The following is a 20883-nucleotide window of genomic DNA, read 5'->3' on the forward strand; positions in this document are numbered from 1 at the left end:
GGTATATATAGCACAATAATAACAATCGAAAGGGTATATGCTGGACGCGTTTTGTTTGTAAAATTCTATTACTGATATTGCGACGCTGCCTCTAAAGCCATTATTTTGCTTTTACAGGCTATGTATAGAGCATATCAGTAAAATACTTTATTTAAAATCTTACACTTTTAGCCAATGTGTTTTTTTATGATTAAACGTTGCCAGGTGGCAGCGTTCGTGATCGGTTGCGCCCTGCAGTCCTGTCAGCTCCTGCCTGATGTTTTGCCTGTCCAGTCACCTGACGAGGAAGTGCAGGCACCTGATATTGTTAACGGACCAGCCAAAGCAATCACTATATATAGTATCCGTGAAGGCGCCCATTATGCCGACAGCAATCCGTTCATGCGGGTGCAGACAAACACCTTGCGTTTCGCCGCTACCTTTGACAGCACCGCGATCTATAGTACCCTCGATCCTGCAAACCAAGGCGATATCAATAAGCTATATGGTCTGTCGGATTGCAGCAGCGACCACCACACAAACAGCGCCCGCTTTGGGTGGCGCTGGTATGAAGGAAAATTGGAGCTGCATGCCTATGTCTATCAGAATAAAGTGCGAAAGTCCGCCTATGTTACAGATGTGGTTTTGGGTGAGGCCACGGTTTGTGGAATTAAACTGGAGGAGGGGCAATACGTCTTTACAGCCGGGGGCCAGACTGTGTTGCTGCCAAGGGGGTGCAATGGTATGGGAGAGGGCTACCAATTGTACCCGTACTTTGGGGGCGACGAGGCCGCGCCGCATCCGATAACGATAGCGATTCAGGAACTGCCATAGAGAGTCACTGGTTTTCATCACATACGCTGCAGAAGGCCTGTATTTATATATCAATAAAAACCCTGAGCCATTGCTGACTCAGGGTTTTAAATTAATAGGAAGTGCCTGATATTACATCATGCCGCCCATGCCGCCCATGCCACCTGGCATAGATGGGGCGCCTTTCTCTTCTTCCGCATCTTCTGAAACCACACACTCGGTGGTTAACAGCAGACCAGCGATCGAAGCGGCGTTCTCAAGTGCAAGGCGTGTCACCTTCGTCGGGTCAATGATACCGGCTGCGAACATGTTCTCGTAACGGTCGTCGCGCGCGTTATAGCCATAATCAGTTTTGCCTTCACGTACGGCCTGTACTACAACAGAACCCTCGCCACCGGCGTTATAAACGATCGTTCTGAGCGGAGACTCCAGGGCAGTCTTGATAATCTGCACACCTGTCTGCTCATCCGCGTTGTATACATCGATGTTGTTCAGGGCATCAATCGCACGGATCAGGGCAACGCCACCACCCGCTACGATACCTTCTTCAACGGCAGCACGGGTTGCGTGCAGAGCATCATCCACACGGTCCTTTTTCTCTTTCATCTCTACTTCAGTGGAAGCACCGATGTAAAGGATAGCCACACCACCTGAAAGCTTTGCAAGACGCTCCTGCAGTTTTTCTCTGTCATAGTCAGAGGTGGTTGTATCCATCTGAGACTTGATCTGGTTCACGCGTGCCACGATGTCATCTTTCTGACCGGCGCCGTTTACCAGCGTTGTGTTGTCTTTGTCGATGATCACTTTCTCAGCCTGGCCAAGGTACTCCAGGGTCGCGTTCTCAAGCTTATAGCCACGCTCTTCAGAAATCACCGTACCACCTGTCAGGATGGCAATATCTTCCAGCATCGCTTTTCTTCTGTCGCCAAAGCCAGGGGCTTTCACAGCGGCAATTTTAAGGGAGCCACGTAGCTTGTTCACTACTAAAGTAGCAAGCGCCTCGCCGTCTACATCCTCAGAAACAATCACAAGGCCTTTACCAGTCTGAACTACCTGCTCCAATACAGGAAGCAGTTCTTTCATGGTAGAAACTTTCTTGTCGTAGATCAGGATATAAGGGTTGTCAAACTCGGCTTCCATCTTCTCCGCGTTCGTCACGAAGTACGGAGAAAGGTAACCGCGGTCGAACTGCATACCTTCCACTGTTTTCACTTCAGTTTCAGTGCCTTTCGCCTCTTCCACCGTAATCACACCGTCCTTACCAACTTTATCCATGGCATCGGCAATCATTTTACCGATTTCAGCGTCGTTGTTGGCAGAGATAGTACCTACCTGGGAGATTTCTGAAGAGTTCTCGATTTTCTTTGACTGTGAGCGAAGGTTTTCAACCACGGCATGCACTGCCTTGTCAATACCGCGCTTCAGGTCCATTGGGTTGGCACCGGCTGCTACGTTTTTAATACCAGCGGTGTAAATAGCCTGCGCAAGCACGGTGGCAGTCGTCGTACCGTCACCAGCCTGGTCAGCGGTTTTAGAAGCAATTTCTTTCAACAACTGGGCACCCATGTTTTCGATAGGGTCTTTCAGCTCGATTTCCTTCGCAACTGAAACACCGTCTTTTGTGATGGTAGGGGCACCGAATTTTTTATCAATGATCACATTACGGCCTTTAGGACCCAATGTAACTTTCACTGCATTCGCTAATTTGTCTACGCCGGCCTTTATCTTAGTGCGGGCTTCAGTATCAAATGTGATGTTCTTAGCCATAGTTTAATATACTTTTGGATGATGTTTTAAAGATCTTGAATTAAAGAATTGCCAGGATGTCAGACTCGCGCATGATTAGGTAGTCGCTACCGTCCACGGAGATCTCAGTGCCTGCATATTTGCCATACAACACTTGGTCGCCCACCTGTACCTGTGGCTTGATGAGGGATCCCTGCTCAGAGGTCTTGCCTTCGCCAACGGCTATTACTTCTCCACGCTGTGGCTTCTCTTTAGCAGTGTCAGGAATAATGATACCAGATTTTGTCTTTTCTTCTGCTGCAGCAGGAGCTACAATTACTCTGTCTGCTAATGGTTTGATGCTGATTGACATAGTTTCTTGTTATTATGTTTTATTGTTTATAATGATGTAATAACATGGCTACTCTATCATTTCCTGTGCCAAGACTGGGAAACTGCCACATTACGTCAAATTTACAGTTATAAACGGGCCTGCACCTGTCAGGTTTGACATAAACTGACACATGCGGGAACTTTCCGGATAAATGCTGACACAGGCGTTGCTGGGATTCCCAACAAAAAAGCCGATCATAAGACCGGCTTTCATGATATATGATATAAAGAGAACGGCCTTATTCGGCGGCCGTGTCAATCATTTCAGGGATGGCAGCTGCGTCCGGAATGGCGGCTGTGGTATCATTTGTTACACCAGGCAGCGTGCCGGGGGCAGCAGGAAGCTGTGACTGGCGCGCCCGCTCTTCGTTCACGCTACGGCCAACCGAATTTTCTCCGGCGGTATCCCCCAGCATATGAGTGCCAAGTGTCAGGATAACCAGGCCAATGGCAAATCCCCAGGTAAGTTTCTCAAGCAGGTCGCCGGTGCGCTTTACGCCCATCAACTGGCTGGTGCTGCCGCCAAACTGGCTGGAGAGGCCGCCTCCCTTCGGGTTCTGGGCAAGTACTACTAAAATCAGCAGTACGCAAACAAAGATAATGATACTGATAAGGGCGATATACATCTTAGCTTAAGTTTTGTAATTTTTCTATCTGTTCGGCAAAGTAACTCTTTTTTTCCGGATATTTCAAAAGGAGCTGTTCATATATTTTGATGGCTTTCTTCACCTTTCCCTGGTTCAGGAAGATGTTGGCAAGGCTCTCAGAGGCGATTCCCTTCTTGATTTTGGAATTCCGAAGCGAGAGGTCCTCCTGCGGCTCCTGCTTCATTTTCAGGGTTTGCATTGTCTTAAGCCGCGGGTTCAGCTTCAGGAACTGGTCGATGATGCTGTACTGGTGGTGCAGGGAGTCCGCCTGCTGCTCATGCGGATTCTCCTTCAGCACGTGGGTCTTGGTGTATTCTAAAATCAACTCGGGATGAAAGGAAACCGGCTGTTGCCTTGTTACCTCATCCTTCAACTGTAGGGACTCACCCATCCGGCTGGAGGCCATCCAATAACCCAGCGCATCAGCGGCATACATTTGGTCAATCTCGCTGGGGGTATATATGATCTCAGCCGCTTCCGGCGATACAACGCGGGAGGGGGTGGCTAAGTCATCTGTCTCCTCCTCAGCGGAAAAGTCGCCCTCCGCAACAGGGGAGTCATCAGGTGTCAGGCTGCTTTCCGGTTCAGCCATTTTCGCTGGTGCTTCACCATCCTCATCATCCTGGCCTACTGAGAACGACTGCGTGTCCTGCTTACCATTCTTGTCCTCTGCTTTCGGCTCTTCTTTCCGGGCCAGCAGGTCCGTAAAGGAATGGCTGAGGCTATTGATCGTTAACAGGTGTGCCAGTTCGTAGTGCGTGCCTTCTTCCGGATCGTGTATGGGTGCCGCCATGTCTTCAGCAGCCGGGTTACGGGCAGCTTTATATATATAACGGTCTTCTGATTCCGCTTCATCCTGTGCAGGTGAAACTGGCTGTTCATTCAGGTGATATGCTTCAGGTGCCGCGCCTGTTATTGCTTCAGGCCATTCTTCCGTTGCCTCTGCCTCACCTGAGAAATCTTCTGGTACATTACTTTCATCTGGTTCTTCCTGATATGTAGCCGGAAGAGGGGGCGTGGAAAGAGTGGCGGCTTCCGGGGCAATGGCTACTTCCGGCTCAGCAGAAGGCTCCTCAAACGCCGGCACCGGGGCAGGTGAGGTGTAGATCATGCGTTTCAGCACCTGCCGGTTGGTGGCGTAGGCCGAGGCCCGGCGCAGGCGCTGCGTAGAAAGCATGCTGCCTTTGTCGTGGGCCGATTTAGCCAGCAGGAGATGGGCTGTCTGGCAATACGGGAAGGTAGCGGCCACTTTCTCCAGCTCTTCTGTTTGCTGGTCCGAAATGGTTGATGCCTGTTGTATAAGTTCGAGAAACGCTGATTTATTCATGCTGCTGTGCTACTTATGCCTGCTAAATGTTACCAGTCTGCCACCGTCTTGTTAAACACGTCCGTCACCAGCCGCTCCGTCATCTGCTCTATCTGCACGTTGGATAGCTGTGTGATATCCAGGTCCTGCGGAAAGTCCTGCGAAATGGTAAAAGCCCTGTCAAAGTCCTTCTCTGGCTGCTTCGTGTTCGTAAAGCGCACCTGCACCGTCAGTGTCAGGCGGTTCAGGCCCGCAATGTCCTGCTGGCCCTCACGCTGAATGGCGGCAGGGGTGTAGTTAAAGCTAACAATCTGTCCTTCCAATTGCAAATCCCCCTGGCTCTGCATCACCGTTAAGTTTGTGTTCCGGCGGTAATAGTCCGTGAAATTGTTGGTCACGATCTGCGTGAGGTTAGCCGGCCCTTCCCCGGAGCTGTTCTCAAAATTCTGGATGGATATGCTCTTGATATCCGGGGAAATGGTGGTTCCGGTGAAGGAATACAGGCCGCAACCGCTGCATACAGCCAGCAGCAGCATGCCTATATAGGTTAAGGTTTGCAGCTTAATCTTCGATGTCATACTGTTTCAGTTTGCGGTAAAGGGTGCGTTCTGATATGCCGAGGTCCTGTGCGGCATACTTCCGCTTGTTGTTGTGTTTTTTCAGCGCCTTCAGGATGAGTTCTTTCTCCTTGTCCTCCAGTGACAGACTTTCTTCTTCGTATTCGTGCTGGATATCCTCCACCTTCTGGTCCTCGTAATCCTGCACCTGCGCTTGTTTAACGGGTAAGTAATATGGTTCCTTGTGTTTCGGTTCCTGGGGTTGGTACGTGCGGCCGTTGCCGCTGTACTGCTGCTGTTCGATGTTATCGAACAGGTGGCTGTGCTCTTTCAGCAGTTCCTGGTCGTTCGGCTGGTGCGTGATCATATCATATACCAGTTTCTTCAGCTCCGACACATCGCGGCGCATGTCGAAAAGGACTTTGTAAAGCAGGTCGCGCTCCGAGAAGTTGTGATCGCCGCCGTGCTCTTTCGCCAGCACGGCCGGCAGGTTATTCATCTGTTCCTTGGGCAGGTACTGGCGCAGTTTATGCCCGTCTACCTCGCGGTCGTACTCCAGCACCGATATCTGCTCCACCATGTTCTTCAGCTGGCGGATGTTACCGGGGAAGCGGAAGCCAATGAGTTCCTGCACCGCATCAGGTGTCAGCGTGATGGGTTTTACTTTGTATTTCTCAGAAAAATCCGCAGCGAACTTCCTGAAGAGCAGGTAAATATCTTCTCCTCTTTCGCGTAAAGATGGAACCGTGATAGGCACCGTGTTCAGGCGGTAGTACAGGTCTTCGCGGAACCTGCCTTTCTCAACAGCGTTGATCAGGTTTACGTTGGTGGCGGCCACGACGCGCACATCCGTCTTCTGCACCTTAGAGGAGCCTACTTTGATGAACTCGCCATTCTCCAGCACGCGCAGGAGCCGGGCCTGCGTACCAAGGGGCATTTCCCCGATCTCGTCCAGGAAGATGGTACCGCCGTCCGTTACCTCAAAATAGCCTTTGCGGGCTTCCTGGGCACCGGTGAACGAGCCTTTTTCGTGGCCGAAAAGCTCAGAGTCTATCGTGCCTTCCGGGATGGCGCCGCAGTTGATGGCGATGAACTGGCCGTGCTTTCGCGGGCTCAGTTGGTGTATGATTTTTGAGAAGGACTCTTTACCGCTCCCGCTCTCGCCCGTAATCAGCACGGTCATGTCGGTGGGTGCCACCTGCACCGCCACCTGGATGGCATGGTTCAGCAGCGGCGAGTTGCCGATAATCCCGAAGCGCTGTTTTATACTCTGTATATCGATAGTGCGCATTTTTTAAGGTTTGGAGATAGGAAGATCTGAAAATTGGAAGTGATAGTAGGGAGGAGAGGAACGCAGTGAATGCGTACAATCCATTTATTCCTGCTATTTTAATCTACCGCCTCTCCGAATAGGGTGCCAACGCTGCAGTCATGCACGAACACATTCACATAGTCGCCTTTTTGGTAGTGCTTCTTGTCAAATATCACCACCTTGTTCTGGTCGTTGCGGCCGCTCAGCTGCTCTTTCGATTTTTTGGATTTCCCTTCAACCAACACCTTGTGCACCCGGCCAATGTCGCGCTTGTTGCGGGCCAGCGATGTTTCCCGCTGCTTGTTGATGATCTCATCAAGGCGGCGCTTCTTCACCTCCAGCGGAATGTCGTCCTCCAGCTTTCGGGCAGCCAGTGTGCCCGGCCGCTCAGAATAGAAGAACATATAAGAGTAATCATACTGCACGTACTCCATCAGGCTGAGCGTGTCCTGGTGTTCTTCCTCCGTCTCTGTGCAGAAGCCGGCAATCATATCAGAAGATATCCCGCAATCATCCCCCAGAATCCTTCGGATGGCGTCCACGCGATTCATATACCAGGCGCGGTCATAGGTGCGGTTCATTAGCTCGAGCACGCGGGAGTTCCCGCTCTGTGCCGGTAAATGGATGTATTTGCAGATGTTGTCGTACTTCTTAATGGTGTACAGCACTTCATCTGTGATGTCTTTGGGGTGGGAAGTGGAGAAACGCACACGCAACTCAGGGCTCAGCAAGGCCACTTTCTCCAGCAGTTGCGCGAAATTCACCGTTTCTGTGCCGTCTTCAGCCGCCCATTTGTAGGAGTCCACGTTCTGGCCCAGCAGCGTTACTTCTTTAAAGCCCTGCGCTACCAGCGCCTGCGCCTCCCGCACGATTGAATACGGCTCACGGCTGCGCTCACGGCCGCGGGTAAAGGGCACCACGCAGAAAGAGCACATGTTGTCGCAGCCGCGCATGATGGAAATAAAGGCGCTCACGCCGTTGCTGTTCAGGCGTATGGGGTTGATGTCGGCATAGGTCTCCTCACGGGAAAGCAGCACGTTCACGGCTTTCTGGCCGCCGTCCACTTCGCTGATCAGGTTCGGGAGGTCCCGGTAAGCATCCGGCCCCACCACCAGGTCCACGATCTTCTCCTCCTCCAGCAATGATTTTTTAAGGCGCTCGGCCATGCAGCCCAGCACGCCCACCATCAGCCCCGGGTTCTTTTTCTTGTAGTGGTTGATCTGGCCCAGGCGGTTGCGAACCGTCTGTTCCGCTTTCTCCCGGATGGAGCAGGTGTTCAGGAACACAAGATCAGCCACGGCAATGTCGGAAGTTGTGTCAAAGCCCTGTTCAAACATGATGGAGGACACAATCTCGCTGTCAGAGAAGTTCATGGCGCAACCATAGCTCTCTATATATAGTTTGCGTGATTTCCCTGTGTTTGACTCCTGCGTTACATGCGTATCGCAGGCGGCGGCCTGCGCAGGGGTGCGGTTGTCAATAAAATCTATATCTACTATCGGATCCATACGAAATCTGTTTCTGCTGCAAATATACAAGAATCTCCTCTAAAAACGTGACAGAATGACAGGCGCATTTTTAATTACGCATCATGTATCAGAATCATGAATGGGGTTGTGCATAAAGCAGGGTTTATGCTGCTTCTGGCCTTAATTCGTGATTTTTAATTCGTAATATCTCATTCAAGGCGCAAAGGTCAGCCTTGCCCTAGCACTTGCAGGATTGCCTGCGCCTTCAGGAGGCACTCTGCATACTCCTGCTCCGGGTCGGAGTCATAAGTGATGGCACTGCCGACCATATAGGAGAGGTAGCGGGTGCTGGCATTGTACTGGATGCTTCGGATCACCACGTTAAAGTCGCAGTTGTTGTCTGGTGTTATATAGCCAAGGGAACCAGCATATAACCCGCGCCTGGTCACTTCCAGCTCCTCAATCAGCTGCATGGCGCTGATCTTGGGTGCGCCGGTCATGCTGCCCATCGGGAAGGCCCCGGTCAGGGCGTCCACAAGGTCCTTGCCCGGCTGCAGCTCGCCCACCACCGTTGAGATCATCTGCGATACCTGCCTGAAGCCATATATGCCGAACATTTCCTCTACCCGCACGGTTCCGGTGGCGCAGGAGCGGCTCAGGTCGTTCCGCACCAGGTCCACGATCATCATGTTCTCGGCAAGCTCTTTCTCGTTGTGCCGCAGTTGGTGCCGCAAGCGGGCGTCCTCCTCCGGGGTTTCGCCGCGGCGAGTGGTGCCCTTGATGGGTTGGGAAATCAGGTGATTTCCCTCTTTTCTCAAAAATCGCTCCGGTGAGGCACATAAGAGGTACCTGTCTTCGCACTTCAGGTAGCCTGAGAACGGAGTGGGGGAAGCCTCGGTTAAAGCCAGGTACAGCGGCAAAGGCTGCAGCAATACATCCTCCACATAAAACTCTATACAGTAATTCAACTCATACACATCGCCCTCCAGTATATGCTGCCGGATGCGCTCCACGTTTGCTATATAGGCCGCTTTCTCTACCCGTTGTTTCACCTGAACCTTTTGAAGGCTCGACGGCTGGGGCGTAGGGGTGCTGCAAATGGCGGAAATACTTTCGTGAACATTTGCTTGGGAGGAATAAACAGTAACAGCGTCTTCCTGAAAGTAAATGCAAAAGGAAGGGGCAAAAAAGTGAATTAACGGAAAGCCGACGGAGTCTGGGTTTTGGCTCTGCAGTCGCTCGACCTGGTTCTTCAGATCGTAGGCCAGGAAGCCGCAAAGCAGCGGGTGCTCCCGCTGCAACTGCCCCCGTAGACTCAAAAATGCCTCCTCCATATTCAAGGGTAACGCCGGCCCTGACGATACGGCCAGGAGATGCTCAAACCCCTGGTGCGGGTATGGGATGTTGTTCGGGTTATAGTAGGCTACGTGCGGGTGCCGATCCGCCCAAGCCAGCGCTTTTAACCGGAACTCCTCGAGCGGGACAGAAAGGCCAGAAGCCTTTATACTGGCAGAAAACATATATACGGCTGGTGAAGTCAACTCTGGTAACATTTAGGATGCTTGACGGCAAGAGGCATTGTCTCTTCGAAGCGAAGGATTATATAGTCTACCTTAAGCTCATGAACCCATGTTTAAAAGGAAGCGAGCGCGAGTTTGGCTTTTGCATCGATGCTGTTCTTGTACGCGTGGCCTTTGTAAGCAAGTGCCTTCCGGAAACAGGCTTTTGCTTTTTCCGGCTGATTGGCCTGCTGGTATATATAGCCAAGCTGTAAGGCAGCATTAGGCGCATAATAAAGCGGAGCATCTGCTGCTGTGGCGATTGTTAGTTTGTAAAATGCCGCTGCCTCCTGCAAATCGTGCAGGCCATGGTAAACGCGTGCTTTTCGGTACAGGTGTTCCACCCGGACAGGGAGGGGCGTAGTTGCAGAGATCTGCATGTTGGCCAGGTCCGTGAGCGCTTCCCGGTAGTACCCGCCATCCGCGTGCAGGCGCGCCTTCATCAAAGGCGGTACCGGCTGTTCGTTGCTCTCCGCGTAACTTACTGCGTACTTGTCTTCCTCTGTCTCTGCTATGCCCAATTGCAGTATCTGATTAAAGTGCCACTTCGCCTGCGGCAGATGATTGCCCAACAGGTGAGCGATATATAATTTATAGTGGGCAGACTTTACATAGTGCTGCCCCTTGTGCTGCAGCAGAAACAGTTTGTTTTCCGAGACAGATCTGGCATAGTCGCCCCGGTAGAGGTAGAGGTCGGCCGCCATGTGGTGTAGAAACGGAAAAGAGAGGTAAAGCTTCGAATATGGCCTTTCCTCATATAGCTTTAACGCGGCCTCGCCTTGGTTAGTCTTCTTGAGCAGGTGCATGGCCGCAAACCGGAAAAGCAGGTTATCTGGCTGCGTTTTTAAGAGGTCCGTTACCTGGGAAATGGCATGGGGCGCGTTTTCGGGCCTGATAGTATGCAGCATAATGGCATGCAGCAGCTTTGCCTCCTCCTGGAAAGGGTTTGGCTGCATTGCCGCCGTCTTCAGATTGGCCATGCCTTCCCGCACGCTTCCTATCAGCCCGATGATCTGCAGGAACCACTGGTATTGGTCGGGCACCGATCCGATCATGACCTGCATCACACCCAGGTTCTTTTTATTGGGCTGGAAGCCAGGCCACCGCGATGCATTTCGGGCGTACTGCAGGTAAGCTTTCCGGAAATCCCACGCGGCGGATAAACGGTTGCCGAATAACAGCTTGCTCATCGCCAGCTGCATCCTTACTTCAGCTGCGGCATAGCCAGCCCAGGGGCTGCGATCGGTCATCTGGGTAATTTTCTCCAGCCGCTTTTCCTGTGCTTCCACAAGCTGATCGTAACGGTTCTGGTCCTGTTCCACGCAAAGCTCCAGGAAATCATTGTAATTAGCAACCAGGAGAAGGGCTGCTTTGTCGGCCTCTTTCTCTGGGACAGCCGTGCGCAGGATCGTGCGGCTGCTATTGACTCTTAATTTCAAGAGCTCCCCGTAGGCATTTGCAAGCGATGGGGTAAAAGGGCTAGAAGCTGAAATGCCGGTGGTGATTGCAAAGAGGCACAGCAGCAAAAAAAAAGGATGGGGTTTAGCCATCCTTTTTAGAATTGTTTGAAAGCGCTTTCCGCTCACCATGTCATGTATTTAGAATACGCGTTGCTCTACGCCGGCAAGTATGCGGCCGCAGTGCTCACAAACGATCACTTTCTTCTGAGCGGCGATATCAGCCTGGCGCTGCGGTGGCACCGTGTTGAAGCAACCGCCACAGGCATCGCGCTTCACGGTTACAACTGCCAGTCCGTTGCGCACATTTCCGCGGATCCTGGTGTAAGCGCTCAGCAGCCGGTCTTCTATATTCTCCGCGGCCTTCTTGCGCTCCTTCTCCAGTTGCGTCTCCTCGTCCTCGCTTTCGCCTACAATCTGGTCAAGTTCTTTTTTCTTGTTCTCCAGGTCTTTGCGACGCTCGTCCAGGCGAAGCTTTGTGCCCTCTATCTCGTTGTTCTTCTGCTCGATCTGGTAGATCGCCTCGCGTATCTTCTTCTCGTTTATCTGGATCTCAAGTTTCTGCAGTTCAATCTCTTTGGTGATGGCATCGTACTCGCGGTTGTTGCGTACGTTCTGCTGCTGCTCCTCGTACTTGCGGATCAGGCCTTCTGCGTCTTTGATGCCCTGCTTGCGCTGTGTAATCGAGTCGTTCAGATAAGCAACCTCATCATCAAACTTACGAACCCTTACCTCATAGCCTTCAATTTCATCCTCTAAATCCTGAACTTCTTCAGGAAGATCTCCTCTTACTCTTTTGATCTCATCAAGCTGCGAATCTATTGTCTGAAGCTTTAAAAGCGCTTCAAGTTTGCTGGCTACAGTACTTTCCATGTATTAAAAGGTGTATCTGACAGGGTTTGTGTTTACTTCTGATATTAAGACTGCAAAATTAGGAAAGTTTTTTGAAATAGTGTCATAAAAAATTTCCTTTGTAAACACCTCGCTTTCATAGTGCCCGATGTCTGCGATCAGCAGCCGTCCTTCCGCGTCAAAAAACTCATGGTATTTAAAATCGCCTGATACAAAGGCGTCCGCGCCCTGCTGTAGCGCATCTTTTAGCAGAAAACTTCCCGCACCGCCGCACACCGCCACGCGCTTCACCTCTTTGTTACCAATGGAAGTGTAGCGCAGACCTGGCAACTGCATTTTCTCCTTCAGGTAAGCCAGGAATGCTGCTTCCGAAAGCGGGGCGGCCAGATCCCCGATCATGCCGATGCCCACTTCCTGGTTCTGATTCTCGAGGGTATAGAGGTAGTGCGCCACTTCCTCGTAAGGGTGCGCCTGTTTCAGGGCACGCATCACCTTCGTCTGCAGGTACGCCGGGAAAATCACCTCCACCCGGTTTTCCCGCACCTGCTCTGCCTTGCCTGCCTCACCGACGGTAGGGTTCGCCTGGTCTGACGGCTGGAAGCGCCCCGTGCCCGTCACCTGGAAACTGCAGTTGCTGTACTCGCCGATGTTGCCGGCTCCCGCCTGGTGCAGCGCCTGCAGCACTTTCTCGGTGTCCGCAACCGGCACTAAAGTGACCAGTTGCATCAGCGTTTGCGGCTTGCTCACCAGTACGCGCTGGTGCCGCAACTGCAGCTTGTCTGCTATTTTCGTGTTCACGCCATGCAGCACATTGTCTAGGTTAGTGTGGCTGGCATATATGGCGATGTTTTGCCGGATGGCTTTGAGGATGGTGCGCTCTACATAGCTGCGACCTGTCAGCGCTTTCAGTCCTTTAAAAATAACGGGGTGATGCGCCACCACCAGGTTACAGCCTTTCTCCAGCGCCTCGTCGAGCACAGCCTCGGTGCAATCCAGTGTCACAAGCACGCCAGTTACCTCGGCCTGTGCGTCTCCGGTCTGCAGCCCGGCGTTATCGTAGCTTTCCTGGTAGCGCAACGGGGCGAGCCGCTCCAGCACGTTGAGTATATCCTGTATCTTTGCCATTGCCATGTTATCGTAGGGTATCGCAGTGGCAAGTTAAAATTATTTTATTTTTACGCCTGATATATAACGCGATGAAATACCTGAAACGGATGCTCTGGCCTTTCTCCCTCCTGTACGGGGGCGTAACGCTGGTGCGGAACATACTATATGACCAGCGGGTACTTCCCTCCAAACGTTTCGGCTTACCTGTAATTGCCGTAGGCAACCTCACAGTGGGGGGCACCGGCAAAACACCCCTTGTGGAATACATCCTGCGCTTATTAGAGTCCTTTAAAGTGGCTACGCTCAGCAGAGGGTATAAGCGTCAGAGCAAGGGGTTTTTACTGGCTGATGATGAAAGCACCGCTGAAACAATTGGCGACGAGCCTTTTCAGTATCACCGCGACTTTCCGGGGGTAGCCGTGGCGGTATCCGAAGACCGCGTGGCCGGCATTGCACAGCTCCGGCAGCGGGTGCCGGGGCTGGAGGTGGTGGTGCTGGACGATGCCATGCAGCACCGCCCGGTGCAGCCATCGCTGAATATTATGCTGACAGATTACCACCGCCCATTCTACGAGGATTTTATTTTGCCCGCGGGGCTGCTGCGGGAGCCGCGGCAAGGGGCTGCCCGTGCCCATGCCGTGATCGTCAGCAAATGCCCGCCTCACTTAGGGGAAGAGCAGCAGGAAAGGATCCGGAAAAAGATAAAGAAGTACACTGCAGCTGACACGCCGGTTTTTTTCTCAGCGTTTGCCTATGGCCAGCCGGTGCAAATCGGGCTGGCGGCCGCGCCAGCCACCAAGGTTGTGCTACTGACGGGCATTGCCAACGCTGCCCCCCTGAAGGAATACCTGCACGCAACGGGATATGAGGTGGTAAAGCATATAGAATATCCCGATCATTATGATTACAAGGAGCAGGACCTGCAAAAACTCGGGCACCTGTTGCAGCAGCCGGATTATTCCGGCGCTACTATTCTAACCACCCGTAAAGACGCCGTTAAGTTGGCGGGAGCTGCATTGAAAAGTCATATAGCGGATCTCCCAGTGTTTTATATACCCATTGTGGTGAAATTCCTACGGGAGCAGGAGGTGTTTGACGAGTTGGTGCTGCAGCACGTGGGTCAGTTTGGGAAAGGCAAGGCCGGCTAATTCTCAGCACCGAACACCATCGATTTCCTCCGGCGTCAGAAATTATATATAATTCCCTAATTTTGAAGTGTGAAAAGAAAGATATCTGCCCTTTTACTTGCCGTGCTAGGCCTGCTGCTTTTTTACCAGGATGCCTCTGCTCAGATTATTGATGATACCACCAAACTCTTCTACAGCCCTAAAACCACACTGCAGCTATATGAGCAGGACATCCTGCGCGGGCGCTATATAGAACAGCCAGTCGATACACTGCTTAATAACCTGCACAACGAGCGCTACTGGTACAACGACACCGCCTTTTATCAGCACCTCGGTAACGTGGGAACCGCGTCGCAGCCGCTCCTGTACCAAATGCCGCAGAAAATCGGGGTGAGGCTCGGGAAGACAGCCTTCGACCGCTACGCCTACCAGCCCGACCAGATCAATTATTTCAATACCCGCTCTCCCTATACCCATCTCTACTATGTGCAGGGCGGGCGGGGCGAGCAGGCTTTTGAGGCGCTCCATACACGCAACATCACGCCCCGCTGGAACTTTGGCATTGCCTACCAGATCTTATCCGCAGACCAGCAAATCGGGCGTGCCTCCCAGGACAGGAGGACGAGGGGGTTTGTCGATAACCAGGCGGTGAAAGCCTTCACCCACTTCAGGACGGAGAATGAGAAGTACGACGTGTTCTTTAATGTCACGTTCATGAAGGTGGAGCAGATCGAGACAGGCGGCATCGTGCCTGACACGTCCCGGGCGACCTCTGCCAATAACTACGAGGAATCTATCCTGGCGCGTTTCGCGGAGGCGCCGGTGCAGCTCACGCAGGCATCTAACGAGGAGGGCCGCACCAACATCCACCTGCTGCACATCTTCAAGCTGGCAAAAGAGAACCTGAAAGTGTACCACAACCTGGACTGGCGCCGGCAGAGTAATGAGTACGTCGACGAGAACCTGAACACTTACAGAACAAGCCTTCAGGAAATCGCTACACTTAACAAAGTTTTCCTTGTATATCCGAACTTCAACTCCGTGGAAGAGCCGGGCTATAATTTCAGCCCGAACCGCACCAAAGATGCCACCACCTACCGCGAGTTGCAAAACGTATTCGGCTTAACGGGCAACAATAAGCTGTCGTCATACAATGCCTACGCCAAGCTGCGAAACGCCAACATGTCGTACAGTGCCATTACGCCCTTGCCGAAGGATTCTCAGGTAACAACCGACACCGCCACCCGCTACAGGGACGTGTTTCATACCGATGCTTACAACCAGGTGCTTATAGGGGGAGACATCAGGCTTTTCTACAAGAACCTGGCTGAGCTGACAGGGGAGGCGGAGTACCAGCTCGGTTCAGATTACCGGGTGAAGGGAAGAGCCAGGATTGGCGGGGCTTTCGGTACCCTTGAACGCGTGCTGCTTTCGCCCACCCGTGTAGAAGACTATATGATGAGCAACCACTATGAGTGGAACAACAGCTTCGAAACCTCAGTGACAGACCGCATCGGCTTTGGCTATGCAAGCAATATCGGCAAGCGCCAGTTCCTGCGGCTGAACGGCCATTACACCAACATCAAGCGCTATATATACTTTAACGAGCAGGCCATGCCGCAGCAGGCAAGCGGCAACCAGCGGTTCTGGGGAGGCGATATAGCACACCACATCCGCTTTGGCCCGCTTAATTTCAAGAATTTCGCCTCCTATACCAACACCGAAGAAGCGGACAAGGTAAGGGTGCCGGAGTGGTTGCTGGAGTCGTCCCTTTACCTGGAAGGCTACCTGTTCAAAAAAGCGCTCTTTAGCCAGGTAGGGATACAGGCAACCTACCCGAGCAGCTATTATGCCGATGCCTATATGCCCGTGACGCAGCAGTTCTACGTGCAGGATCAGTTTCTGGTGCAGTCGTACCCGATGGTGGAAGTTTTCCTGAATGCCGATATCAAGTCGGTGAACCTGTTCCTGAAGATGAGCCACGTGAACGACTCGCTGCTGGATCCGGTTTATTTCATGACGCCTTACTACCCCGGCATGCGCCGCAGCTTCGTGTTTGGTCTTAAATGGATGTTCTTTGATTAAAGCGGTGGCGGCGAACGCCTGATTCTATATATACCTATGTCTGATAGCCAACCTACTAAAACCATTCTGCGCCTGGAGTTGCCCACGGATCCGCGCTGGGTGAATATTGCAGAGAAAAACATCGAAGAGATTTTGGTGGACCATGCCTACTGCGAGCAGAAAGCTGCTTCTTCAGGTATTTCACTGATTGTGAAGTACCCGGACAAGACCCGCCTGGTGGAGGAGATGACCGACCTGGTGGCCGAGGAATGGAGCCATTTTGAGCGGGTGCTGGCCGAGCTGAAAAAGCGCGGGTACAGCCTTGGCCGTAACAGACCGGACGAGTATGTGGTGGAGCTGACCAAGCATATCCGGAAGGGTGACAAGCGGGAGCGGCAGCTGATGGACCACCTGTTGGTGAACGCTTTGGTTGAGGCGCGCAGTTGCGAGCGCTTCAAGTTGCTCTGGAAGAACATAGCGGACGAAGAACTGCAGAAATTCTACTATGAGCTGATGGTGTCAGAAGCGGGACACTACGTCAGCTTCGTGAAGCTGGCAAAAGAGTACATGCCCGCCGAAGAGGTAGATGCCCGCCTGAAGGAACTCCTGGCCATTGAAGCTGATATTATCCGTAACCTGCAGCCCCGGCCCGACAGGATGCATTGATTCTAATTGCTGAATTGTTGATTGTTAAATTTTTGGTTTGCTATATGGATGGTAACTCACTTGTTATATGGCTGGATGATTAAGTCTAACAACTGGCTTTCCGCTATTAGTTTATGGCTGGATTAACAACTTAACAGTCAATAATTCAGCAATCAAACTATCACGTTTTCTGCTTTTTCTTTTTGGCGGCCGGGAACAGGATGTTGTTCAGGATGAGGCGGTAGCCGGGGGAGTTGGGGTGCAGGGCCAGGTCCGTAGGGTCTTCCCCTACCAGGTGCTGGTAGTCTTCCGGGTCGTGGCCGCCGTAGAAAGTCCAAGTGCCGCGGGCGTAGGTGCCGTGCATGTAGCGTATCTCACCCAACTCCTTGTTCTCACCCATTACCACCACCTCCGGCTTAACAAGTCCTTTCCTGAAAGCAGTTGTTTGTCCCATAAAACCTTTGATGGTCTTCTCATGGTTCTGCGTGAGCATGGTCGGGATAGGGTCCCATTTAGCGGAAAACGTGAACAGTTGGAAATAATCGTTCGCCTCCGTTACCGGCCTCTCCTGCGGCTGCACGTCAATGTTCGAATACTCGTACTCCAGTGGGTTCCGGGATATTCTGAAGTCCTTAAAGGCTAGGGTTTTGTTAAAGTCAAGCTTTTGCTGGGCCTGCGGATCGGAGGCGTCCCCGTCGAACATGGCCTCTACAATGTCAACACCCTCAGCCGCAAGGGCAATGTCGTATGTGTCGGTGGCAGAGCACATGGCGAAAAGGAAGCCGCCGCCAGCGCAGAACTCCTTTATCTTGTTCACCACGCCCAGCTTCATCTCCGACACCTTGTTGAAGCCCAGTTTGGCGGCAGACTCCTCTAACTCGCGCTGTTGCTCCTGGTACCAGGGGTAGTGGCGGTAGCTGGCATAAAACTTACCGTACTGCCCGGTAAAATCCTCGTGGTGCAGGTGCAGCCAGTCATACTTTGGCAGTTCTCCCTTCACGATCTCCTCATCATATATCACATCATACGGGATCTCCGCATAGGTCAGTACCAGCGTCACGGCATCGTCCCAGGGCATCTTCGACTTGGGGGAGTACACCGCTACCTTGGGCACTTTCTCCAGTTTCATGATGTCCATGTTGGCTTCCGGGTTGTTGATCTCAGTGAGGATGCTGTTGTACTGGGCGTCGGAAATCACCGTGTAGCTGACACCGCGCACAATCAGCTCATTCTCCAAAGCAGGTATGTGCTGAAAGGCGAAGCTCCCGCCGCGGTAGTTCAGGAGCCAGTCAACGGGCAGGTTTTTACCCAGTACCCAGTAGGCCACGCCGTATGATTTCAGGTGATCCTTTTGCGCCTCGTCCATCGGCACCAGGATAGTGCTGGCCAGGGCGCGGAACGAAAGCAGGATGATAGACAAAAAAAGTGCGATGGTACGGAAAAACATGGGGTTCGTCTTTATAATATGATCCAATGTATAAAAATGATTCTTATTTAAAAAAATGCCAGTAACTTAGAAGCAATGCCTCTTTGGTATACTTAACGTAAATTTTACGGTAAGCGCATATCATTCCTATTGATGAATCTGATAGAAAATATATTGGAGGGCCTCCGGTCCATTCAGGGCAACCTGCTCCGCACCGTACTCACCGGCCTGATCATCGCCATCGGCATCATGTCGCTGGTAGGTATACTTACGGCTGTCGACAGCATGAAGTACTCTCTGACCCAGACTTTCTCTAACCTCGGAGCCAACGCATTCGATATCCGCAGGGCCGGCATGAACAACAGGGGCAGGAACGAAGGGCGCATAGAGAAAGTGTACCCGGTCATTAACTATGACCAGGCGGTGATGTACCGCGATCAGATGGCGAAGGACGCACGGGTGAGTCTCTCAGCCTTTGTTTCCGGGGCCACCGTGGTGAAAAGCGAGACAGAGAAAACAAACCCGAACATTAACATCGTGGCAGGGGATGAGAATTATATGCTCAACAACAGCCTGAACCTGGCCAAAGGGCGGGACTTCTCCACGTTTGAGCAGGAGCAGGGGGCGAATGTGGCCATCATCGGTGAGGAGATTGCTTCCACGCTCTTCAAAAACAAAGATGCGATAGGAGATTACGTAACTTTTCTGGGGCGCCGCTTCAAAATAGTGGGCCAGCTTGAGAAGGAGGGAAGCAGCATGGGCGGCAGCGGCGACCGGCGCATCATCATCCCGTTGGAAACGGGCCGGCAGATACCGCGGCAGGGAAACGCTACCCTGAACTATGATATTAAAACAGCCATCTACAGGGCGGACGAGCTGAACTACGTGATGGGAGAGGCCACCGGAATGATGCGAAAAATCCGCCAGGACCAACTGGGGCAGGAGGATTCTTTTGAGATCAGGCGAAGCGACTCGCTGGTGCAGAGCCTGGATGAAATCTCCGGTTACCTGAAGGCAGGTGGCTTTGTGATCGGGTTTATAACCCTGCTGGGCGCTTCGGTAGGTTTGATGAACATCATGATGGTTTCAGTGAACGAGCGCACGCGGGAGATCGGCGTCCGCAAAGCCCTGGGAGCCACGGCCTTCCAGATCCGGCAGCAGTTCCTGATTGAGGCAGTGGTTATCTGCATCATGGGCGGCTTTGTAGGAGTGGTGTTGGGTATCCTGATGGGCAACGGCATCGCTTCCCTGATCGGCGAAGGCGGCTTCATCGTGCCCTGGCTTTGGGTGCTGGTGGGCATGGCCATCTGTGTGATCGTCGGCGTTATCTCCGGCTACTACCCGGCTTTCAAAGCCTCCAAGCTTGATCCGATCGAATCGCTGCGGTATGAGTAAGAGCTTTTTGAAGGAAGTGATAACTTCCTGGTTTAAAGGTTATATATGATGTTTTCTCTGCTGAAGCAGCATCAGGATAAGGCAGACGACAATTGATTTTTGCGTATACCCGCTGTGCAAGTATATTCGAACCACCCCTGCTCGCCCCTACTTATCCAACGAGGGGAGTCAACAGCTTCTTCTTTAAACTTCAAAGAATGTAGATGTGTTAGGATAGGAGATAAGTATGAAATAGGCTATATATAAATCGAAGATTCACTCGAATTATGGAAGGCAGGAGCGGGTGTAAGAAAAACTCCCCTCCTTGGATGAGGAGGGGCAGGGGTGGTTGGACAGCTATGCAGAACCCGTTTGCTACTTATATAACATCCTACATATATAAAAAGCCCCCTGCTGGCTAACAGCAGGGGGCTTTTTATATATAGCTTCAGGCAGTGTTACTTTTTAGGTGCTGCTGTTTCTGTTTTAGCGGTGTCTTTCTCACTAGAGTAGGCCTCGTTCAGGGCGGCCACCACTTCTGAGGTAATGTCAAGCGTAGAGTCGCTATATAGGATGGCGCTGTTTCCGCGGGAGTAGGTCAGGACCATTTTATAGCCTTTCTCATCGCTGAGCTTTTTGAGGTACTCCTCTACACGGTCGTATATCTTTTTCATTTCCTCAGACTCCTCGCCGGCCAGTTCGTTGCCTTTGTTCTGCTGAAGAACCTGTAACTGTTGCTGCTTCTGCTGCAGGCGCTGCTCGGTTGAGGCTCTTTGCTGTTCCGTCATCCCCTGCGCAGACTGCTGGTATCTCTCAACCTCTTTCTGGAATGCCTCGGCCTGGGTGCGAAGGTCCTGCTCCGCCTGCTGGCCTTTGCCCTGCAGACGTGTACGCGCCTCCTTGAAGTACTCATAGTTAGCAAGCAGTGAGTCGGAGTTTACATATACGATGTCTGGGGTGCCAGCAGCTGCAGTAGAGGCAGCCGACCCGTTTGATTTAGGCATTTGCTCGCAGCCTACCAGAAAGGAGGTCGCAACAGCAAGGCCTAAGGAAATCTTTAGAACGTTCACT

At 52.2% G+C, this 20883-nt stretch carries 18 protein-coding genes; 5 read left to right on the plus strand and 13 right to left on the minus strand.

The window, feature by feature from the left end:
* Window positions 1-186 precede the first annotated feature (186 nt).
* Window positions 187-813, plus strand: coding sequence for a hypothetical protein (locus tag ABD920_RS04805; protein ID WP_345157180.1), 627 nt, complete (start codon window positions 187-189; stop codon window positions 811-813).
* 111 nt (window positions 814-924) lie between these two features.
* On the opposite strand, the gene groL is transcribed toward ABD920_RS04805, so the two are convergent.
* The 11 genes from groL to ABD920_RS04860 all read right to left on the minus strand — a co-directional run bounded on the left by groL (window position 925) and on the right by ABD920_RS04860 (window position 13194).
* Entirely contained in the window at window positions 925-2559 is a 1635-nt protein-coding gene (groL, locus tag ABD920_RS04810) for a chaperonin GroEL (RefSeq protein ID WP_345157182.1), read from the minus strand.
* 40 nt (window positions 2560-2599) lie between these two features.
* Entirely contained in the window at window positions 2600-2890 is a 291-nt protein-coding gene (gene groES, locus ABD920_RS04815; protein WP_345157185.1) for a co-chaperone GroES, read from the minus strand.
* A 259-nt stretch (window positions 2891-3149) separates the two neighbouring features.
* On the minus strand, window positions 3150-3536 hold the full coding sequence (secG, locus tag ABD920_RS04820; protein ID WP_345157188.1) for a preprotein translocase subunit SecG: 387 nt from the start codon (window positions 3534-3536) through the stop codon (window positions 3150-3152).
* A 1-nt stretch (window position 3537) separates the two neighbouring features.
* Window positions 3538-4884: a hypothetical protein gene (locus ABD920_RS04825; RefSeq protein WP_345157190.1), complete on the minus strand. Its 1347-nt coding sequence runs from the start codon at window positions 4882-4884 to the stop codon at window positions 3538-3540.
* Window positions 4885-4913: 29 nt separating this feature from the next.
* Complete coding sequence (locus tag ABD920_RS04830; protein WP_345157192.1) at window positions 4914-5441, minus strand: LptE family protein; 528 nt, start codon at window positions 5439-5441, stop codon at window positions 4914-4916.
* Window positions 5425-6711, minus strand: a complete 1287-nt coding sequence (locus ABD920_RS04835; protein ID WP_345157194.1) for a sigma-54 interaction domain-containing protein — start codon at window positions 6709-6711, stop codon at window positions 5425-5427. Before ABD920_RS04835 ends, ABD920_RS04830 begins: the two co-directional genes overlap by 17 nt.
* Window positions 6712-6809: 98 nt before the next feature.
* Window positions 6810-8240 carry a tRNA (N6-isopentenyl adenosine(37)-C2)-methylthiotransferase MiaB gene (miaB, locus tag ABD920_RS04840; RefSeq protein WP_345157196.1) on the minus strand — a complete coding sequence of 477 codons (1431 nt, stop codon included), beginning with the start codon at window positions 8238-8240 and terminating at the stop codon, window positions 6810-6812.
* Between the two features lie 188 nt (window positions 8241-8428).
* Complete coding sequence (locus ABD920_RS04845) at window positions 8429-9721, minus strand: anthranilate synthase component I family protein (RefSeq protein WP_345157197.1); 1293 nt, start codon at window positions 9719-9721, stop codon at window positions 8429-8431.
* A gap of 113 nt (window positions 9722-9834) precedes the next feature.
* Window positions 9835-11199 (minus strand): tetratricopeptide repeat protein, encoded by a 1365-nt coding sequence (locus tag ABD920_RS04850; protein ID WP_345157198.1) that lies wholly within the window; start codon window positions 11197-11199, stop codon window positions 9835-9837.
* A gap of 159 nt (window positions 11200-11358) precedes the next feature.
* The gene (locus tag ABD920_RS04855; protein ID WP_345157200.1) at window positions 11359-12090 is read right to left on the minus strand and encodes a zinc ribbon domain-containing protein; all 732 of its coding nucleotides are present in this window, start codon (window positions 12088-12090) and stop codon (window positions 11359-11361) included.
* A 3-nt stretch (window positions 12091-12093) separates the two neighbouring features.
* Window positions 12094-13194: a Nif3-like dinuclear metal center hexameric protein gene (locus ABD920_RS04860; protein WP_345157201.1), complete on the minus strand. Its 1101-nt coding sequence runs from the start codon at window positions 13192-13194 to the stop codon at window positions 12094-12096.
* A 71-nt stretch (window positions 13195-13265) separates the two neighbouring features.
* On the opposite strand from ABD920_RS04860, the gene lpxK reads away from it, so the two are divergent.
* The 3 genes from lpxK to ABD920_RS04875 all read left to right on the plus strand — a co-directional run bounded on the left by lpxK (window position 13266) and on the right by ABD920_RS04875 (window position 17033).
* Window positions 13266-14324: a tetraacyldisaccharide 4'-kinase gene (gene lpxK / locus ABD920_RS04865; RefSeq protein ID WP_345157202.1), complete on the plus strand. Its 1059-nt coding sequence runs from the start codon at window positions 13266-13268 to the stop codon at window positions 14322-14324.
* Between the two features lie 69 nt (window positions 14325-14393).
* Window positions 14394-16388, plus strand: a complete 1995-nt coding sequence (locus ABD920_RS04870; protein WP_345157204.1) for a putative porin — start codon at window positions 14394-14396, stop codon at window positions 16386-16388.
* Between the two features lie 36 nt (window positions 16389-16424).
* Window positions 16425-17033 (plus strand): MiaE family protein, encoded by a 609-nt coding sequence (locus ABD920_RS04875; RefSeq protein ID WP_345157205.1) that lies wholly within the window; start codon window positions 16425-16427, stop codon window positions 17031-17033.
* Between the two features lie 160 nt (window positions 17034-17193).
* On the opposite strand, the gene ABD920_RS04880 is transcribed toward ABD920_RS04875, so the two are convergent.
* Window positions 17194-18459, minus strand: a complete 1266-nt coding sequence (locus tag ABD920_RS04880) for an asparagine synthetase B (RefSeq protein WP_345157207.1) — start codon at window positions 18457-18459, stop codon at window positions 17194-17196.
* A 132-nt stretch (window positions 18460-18591) separates the two neighbouring features.
* On the opposite strand from ABD920_RS04880, the gene ABD920_RS04885 reads away from it, so the two are divergent.
* Entirely contained in the window at window positions 18592-19833 is a 1242-nt protein-coding gene (locus tag ABD920_RS04885; RefSeq protein ID WP_345157208.1) for an ABC transporter permease, read from the plus strand.
* A 437-nt stretch (window positions 19834-20270) separates the two neighbouring features.
* Here ABD920_RS04885 and ABD920_RS04890 read toward each other — a convergent pair whose 3' ends face one another.
* A complete protein-coding gene (locus tag ABD920_RS04890) occupies window positions 20271-20882 on the minus strand; it encodes an OmpH/Skp family outer membrane protein (RefSeq protein ID WP_345157210.1) in 612 nt (203 codons plus the stop codon).
* Between the last annotated feature and the right edge of the window lies 1 nt (window position 20883).

This window comes from Pontibacter saemangeumensis, from assembly GCF_039541895.1.
Taxonomy (GTDB): domain Bacteria; phylum Bacteroidota; class Bacteroidia; order Cytophagales; family Hymenobacteraceae; genus Pontibacter; species Pontibacter saemangeumensis.